This window comes from Bacteroides sp. MSK.20.82 (assembly GCF_019052485.1).
In the GTDB taxonomy this organism is placed as follows: domain Bacteria; phylum Bacteroidota; class Bacteroidia; order Bacteroidales; family Bacteroidaceae; genus Bacteroides; species Bacteroides thetaiotaomicron.
The window spans coordinates 62,466-69,157 of the sequence record NZ_JAHQUN010000029.1; the positions used below are offsets into that span (position 1 = coordinate 62,466).

Sequence of the window (6,692 nt, forward strand, 5' to 3'; positions counted from 1 at the left end):
AGTTTCTTTTTATGTATATTGCATTGCTTTTATAAACAACCATTTATTATGAAAAGACATATCATCATTTTGCTCATTACATTCTTGTGCTTGCCGGAATATCTGGAAGCTCAATTAAAATATTATGATGCTGCCAAGTTTCCATTGTATGGTAAAGCCACAAAGAATACAGAAAATCGCTACGAACGATTGCCGGATTCATTAAAGCATGTCTCTCGTAAACCGGTATGGAATTTAAGCAGAAACTCCGCAGGATTAGCAATCAGATTTTGCTCCAATTCAACAACAATAGCCACCAAATGGGAGAATTTGAATAATAACCTGATGAATCATATGACACCTACCGGTACTAAAGGACTCGATCTATACACATGGGTAGACGGAGCATGGAGATTTGTGAATAGTGGGCGCCCCACCGGAAAAGTGAATCAAGCTACAATTATAGCAAATATGGAACCGGTCGAGCGAGAATATATGCTATATTTACCTCTTTATGATGGAGTAATTTCATTGTCCATCGGAATAGACGCAGAAGCATCTATATCAGTACCTCGAACGGCAATTCCAGTACGGACTAAACCAATCGTTTTTTATGGAACAAGCATTCTTCAAGGTGGCTGTGCCAATCGTCCTGGGATGGCACATACCAATATTATTTCCCGCCGTCTCAATCGAGAAATCGTCAATTTGGGATTCAGTGGAAATGCACTTTTAGACTACGAAATAGCCGAAGTAATGTCCTCAGTAGATGCAGGAGTGTATGTACTAGACTTCGTCCCTAATGCTTCCTCCGATCAGATATATGAGAAGATGGAAACCTTCTATCGCATACTTCGGGATAAGCATCCACGCACTCCGATTATATTTATTGAGGACCCCGTATTCACTCATGCTCTGTTCGACAAGAAAATAGCTATCGAAATAAACAAAAAGAATAAAGCCGTCAACAGTGTCTTCAAATCTCTAAAAACAAAAGGTGAAAAGAATATATACATAATTTCTTCCGAAAAGATGCTTGGAGAAGATGGAGAAGCAACAGTAGACGGTATTCATTTCACAGACTTAGGAATGATGAGATATGCAGACCTTGTTTGTCCGGTTATAAAGAAAGTATTAAAAAAATAATTTACTATGCAGTACATTAAGCAGATAATGTTATTGGTTATACTAACGATTAGTTGGAAATGCCAGGCAGAAGAAGTAAAAGAAATTTGGCTGGACGAGTTAGGCGAAAGTTCTTATTACATACAGGATTGGGGACTCCCCCGAATCAACAAAGCAGTCACTATGACGCCATTGACTGTGAAAGGCATCGTCTATGAACGCGGCATAGGAACTCATGCAATCAGCCGTATGCTCTTTGATATCGGAAAAAAAGCCAAGACGCTTTCCGGATTAGCAGGTGCAGATGACAATACCCCATTTGCTTGTAATCTTCAGTTCAAGATATTAGGAGATCGGAAAGAACTATGGAGAAGCGGAATTATGAGAAAAGGAGATCCTGCCAAACCTTTCAATATCGATTTATCAGGAATAGACAAAGTTTTATTATTGGTAGAGGAATGCGGAGATGGAATGATGTACGACCGCGCTGATTGGCTGAATGTCAAATTCACAACTCTCGGTGACGTACAGCCCATTCCTGTATGGCCCAAGCCCATTGCCAAAGAAAAATACATATTGACTCCACAAAGTCCGGACGCTCCACAAATCAATAACCCACTGACTTATGGCGCTCGTCCCGGCAATCCTTTTCTCATGCCAATTATGGTTAGCGGCAAACGACCTATGACCTATAAAGCCAAAGGACTTCCGAAAGGATTAAAGTTAAACCGGAAAACAGGACTCATCACCGGAAGCACGAATACAAATGGTAACTTTAAGGTCCGCCTACAAGCGACAAATGAGAAAGGAACAGATGAAAAGGAGATCACACTGAAAATAGGTAGCGAGATTATGCTTACTCCTCCTATGGGCTGGAATAGCTGGAACTGCTGGCGATTTGCAGCTGATGACCAAAAGGTACGTGATGCTGCCCGAATCATGCACGAAAAGCTTCAGGCCTACGGATGGACTTATGTGAACATAGATGACGGATGGGAAGCCGATGAACGTACACCCGAAGGTGAACTCCCGGCTAACGAAAAATTTCCGGACTTTAAGACACTTACTGACTACATTCACTCGTTAGGGCTGAAATTCGGAATCTACTCTTCACCAGGTTGGACGACCTGCGGCAGGCATATAGGCAGCTGTCAGCACGAATTGACAGATGCAAAAACTTGGGAAAAGTGGGGAGTAGACTATTTGAAATACGATTATTGCGGTTATGCTGCCATTGAGAAGAACTCGGAAGAGAAAACGATTCAAGAACCATTTATCGTCATGCGCAACGCTTTAGATCAGATAAAACGGGATATCGTATATTGTGTCGGATACGGAGCTCCCAATGTATGGAACTGGGGAGCGGAAGCCGGAGGTAATTTGTGGCGAACAACCCGTGATATCAACGACCAATGGAATATTGTAATGGCAATCGGATGTTTCCAGGATGTTTGCGCATACGTATCAGCACCTGGAAAATATAACGATCCGGATATGTTGGTAGTAGGCAAATTAGGACCGGGATGGGGTGCAAAATCCCACGATTCGGACTTAACCGCTGACGAACAATATGCACATATCTCCCTATGGTCCATCCTTTCCGCCCCATTATTGCTTGGTTGTGACATGACTGCCATAGACGATTTCACGTTAGGTCTTCTGACCAATCCGGAAGTGATTGCAGTCAATCAGGACCCACTGGTAGCCCCTGCTACTAAGCTCACAGTTCCCAACGGACAAATATGGTATAAAAAGTTATACGATGGTTCCTATGCACTCGGCTTCTTCCAGATGGATCCCTACTTCATTTTATGGGATCAGGATAAAGCAGTAAATATCCAGCAACAAAAATATAACTTTAACTTTGCCCTTAATCAGTTGGGCATCCAAGGTAAAGTCAAAATCAGAGACTTATGGAGACAAAAAAACTTAGGAATATTCAGTGGTAGTTATGAAACTTCCATCCCCTACCACGGTGTCTCCCTAATTAAAATAACACCTATAAAATAAAAGCAAATATGAAACGTATTCTATTTATTCTCTTTCTCTGTTGTATAGGTAGTGGTCTTGCTGCTTGCCAAGACGAAGACCACACGGTCCCTACCCTCCCATCCGGGAATGATCCGGAAATAAACGATCCAGTCGTAGAATTCTATGATTGGGAAAAGAACCGCACCGAGTTACTGACATCTACAGATATGGTGTTACTTTATGGCGGAGGACATCATCGCACTCCCTATACATGGGATAAAGAACGTGTAAGTTCTTATATCAGATATGTAGATACCGACAATCAATCCCACTGGCTATTCGACAGCTTCCTCTTTTTGGAAATTATGGACACAGGTACAGGAGGCGCTAATAAAATGTTCGCCAAAGGGTACAATCTGGAATCAGCCAATCAAGCAGACTGGACGAAACTTATAGACTATTACTTCCAATCTGAAACAGGAATCGGAGCATTAGATGCATCAGTCAAAGAGGCCTCTGCCATTTTGGGAACCCCACGGCAGAAACGTCAGATTGTGATCAGTATACCAGAGCCCATTGTCTACCAACACCCGGAACAAGCATCCTCATCAACCAAGTATTGGGGGAAAATTGATAACCAGACGCTTGACTTTTCCAACTCTGCCGACCGAATTAAAGCCTGCAAATGGTATATCGATCAGGTACGTGCCAAGTTCAATGAAAAGAACTATCAACATGTAGAATTAGCGGGATTTTATTGGCTTGCCGAGAAAGCGACCGACACCCGTGACATTTTAAATGCGGTTGCCATCTACCTGAATAAACTAAAATATAGTTTCAACTGGATCCCCTATTATGGAGCAGATGGATATAATCAGTGGAAATCACTAGGATTTAATTATGCTTATTTCCAGCCTAATTATTTCTTCAACGAATCCGTCCCCGATTCTCGTCTGGAAGATGCCTGCCAGAAAGCACTCACGTATGATATGCACATGGAACTGGAATTTGATGACAATGCTCTGAATAGCAGAGGAAAGGCTTATCGTTTGAAAAACTATATGAGTGCATTCAAGAAACATGGCATATGGGAGAAAAAACGCCTTGCCTATTATCAGGGAAGTGCATCCCTACTTACACTAAAAAAATCAGGGAACGCAGCCGATACCCAACTCTATCATGAGTTCTGCAATTTTGTCATCAGCCGCCCCATCCGGAGTTCACATTAGTATAAACAGTTTAATCATCGCCATTCTATGAATCATAAATACCTATACTTACTCCTGCTATTTTTGATAGTCAGTTGCCAACGCAATGTAGAAACAGGACCTCCTGTATTAAAAGAAATGTGCCAAAGATTATTTCCCCGGCATGCCCAGTCGTTTCTATTCGAATTACTGACAGATTCTATTGATACAGACCGTTTTATACTGGAATCGAGCCAAGGGAAAATACGGATAAAAGGAAATAATCGGAACTCATTGGCTGCCGGTTTGAATCATTATCTGAAAAACTACTGTCATACCCATGTTTCCTGGTATGCCTCAGAGACAGTGGAGATGCCTGATGTACTACCGGAGATACCTCAGCCAGTATACATCCGTTCCAAATGTGACAATCGTTTTTTTCTCAACTATTGTACATTCGGCTATACCATGCCCTATTGGAAATGGCAGGACTGGGAACGGTTGATAGACTGGATGGCATTAAACGGAGTTACCATGCCTCTTGCCATTACCGGTCAAGAATCCATTTGGTATAAAGTATGGACAGATATGGGTTTGAGCGACGAACAGGTTCGCTCATACTTTACGGGACCAGCCCATCTTCCCTGGCATCGGATGTCCAATGTTGATTACTGGCAAAGTCCACTACCTCAATCCTGGCTAAAGGATCAGGAGGAATTACAAAAACGTATTCTCGAAAGAGAGCGTGAGTTTGATATGACTCCTGTATTACCAGCATTTGCCGGTCATGTACCAGCCGAATTAAAAACAATTTATCCGAATGCAAAAATCTATCAGATGAGTCAGTGGGGCGGCTTCGATGAAAAATATCGCAGTCATTTTATCGATCCGATGGACTCATTATACCAAGTCATTCAGCGCCGTTTTCTGGAGGAACAAACCAAAGTATATGGTACTGACCATATTTATGGAATCGATCCTTTCAATGAAGTCGACTCTCCGGACTGGAGCGAGGATTTTTTAGCCAATGTCTCAAGCAAGATTTACGAGTCGATTCATCAGGTAGACTCGGCAGCCCAATGGTTACAAATGACCTGGATGTTCTTCTACGACAAAAAGAAATGGACTCAACCTCGTATTCGTTCCTTTCTAAAAGCAGTACCGGATGACAAACTGATATTACTTGATTACTATTGTGATCATACGGAAATCTGGCGAAATACTGAAAAATATTACGGTAATCCCTATATCTGGTGTTATCTGGGTAATTTCGGCGGCAATACGATGATAGCAGGCAATCTGAATGATATTGATTTCAAGATTAAACGACTCTTCAAGGAGGGAGGAGACAATGTCTACGGTTTGGGAGCAACTCTTGAAGGCTTTGATGTAAACCCTCTTATGTACGAATTTGTTTTTGACCAGGCATGGGATTATCCTGTCACTACCGACCAATGGATAACCAACTGGTCTATGTGCAGAGGAGGAGATCAGGATGCCAATATCATCAAAGCGTGGAGAGCCTTGCATCAGAATATTTATACCGAATATGCCATATGCGGCCAATCGGTATTAATGAACGCGCGTCCCAGACTAACGGGAACTAAAAGTTGGAATACAAACCCCGGCATACATTACGCAAATAACGACTTATGGCAAATATGGAAAGAGCTACTAAAGGCCCGGAACATCAACAATAGTGATTTTCGCTTTGACGTAATCAATATCGGAAGACAAGTACTAGGTAACTTGTTCTCCGAATATAGAGATCAGTTTACCGCTTGTTATAACCGGAAAGATACAACAGGTATGAGAGAATGGAGTACCCGTATGGACAATCTTTTGCTTGACGTAGACCGCCTTCTTTCCTGTGATGCGACTTTATCTATCGGAAAATGGTTACAAGACGCCAGAGACTGTGGTACAACGGTTTCGGAAAAAGATTACTATGAAGAAAATGCACGCTGTATCCTGACCGTATGGGGGCAACAGGACACCCAACTGAATGACTATGCCAATCGAGGTTGGGGAGGACTTACCCGAAGCTTCTACCGGGAACGTTGGAAACGCTTCACAGACGGAGTCATCGGTGCTGTTTCGAAGAATAAGCCTTTTGACGAAGACAAATTCCATCAAGACATTACGCAATTTGAATACAACTGGACATTACAGAAAGACTCTTTCCCTATTGTTTCAGAAGAAGACCCGATTCAAATAGCAGACAGTCTTATCTTAAAATACGACACTGACTTCACAAAAGCACAATAATGGAGGTGGACATTCGACAAACAGGCACTTCAAAAGATACGTTTTTTGAATGTAGCTTTTCGTTTTTCACAGAGAAGAAAGAAACCGAATGTCCTACCTTTGTAGCACGAAGTTACGAAAAGAGTGTAATTTATTGGAAATGAGCGTAGGTTAATTGCTCTT

Annotated in this window: 4 protein-coding genes; all 4 read left to right on the top strand. The window is 42.0% G+C overall.

What is annotated here, in order from left to right; all coding sequences use genetic code 11:
* The first annotated feature begins 48 nt into the window (after nt 1-48).
* From KTR07_RS19420 to KTR07_RS19435, 4 genes are read left to right on the top strand one after another with little or no spacing between them, the layout of a single operon-like run.
* A complete protein-coding gene (locus tag KTR07_RS19420) occupies nt 49-1,125 on the top strand; it encodes an SGNH/GDSL hydrolase family protein (RefSeq protein WP_008767104.1) in 1,077 nt (358 codons plus the stop codon).
* Between the two features lie 27 nt (nt 1,126-1,152).
* Nucleotides 1,153-3,114, top strand: coding sequence for an NPCBM/NEW2 domain-containing protein (locus tag KTR07_RS19425; RefSeq protein ID WP_370448180.1), 1,962 nt, complete (start codon nt 1,153-1,155; stop codon nt 3,112-3,114).
* 8 nt (nt 3,115-3,122) lie between these two features.
* Nucleotides 3,123-4,304 (top strand): DUF4855 domain-containing protein, encoded by a 1,182-nt coding sequence (locus tag KTR07_RS19430; protein WP_008767106.1) that lies wholly within the window; start codon nt 3,123-3,125, stop codon nt 4,302-4,304.
* A 27-nt stretch (nt 4,305-4,331) separates the two neighbouring features.
* Complete coding sequence (locus tag KTR07_RS19435; RefSeq protein WP_008767107.1) at nt 4,332-6,530, top strand: alpha-N-acetylglucosaminidase; 2,199 nt, start codon at nt 4,332-4,334, stop codon at nt 6,528-6,530.
* Nucleotides 6,531-6,692 lie beyond the last annotated feature (162 nt).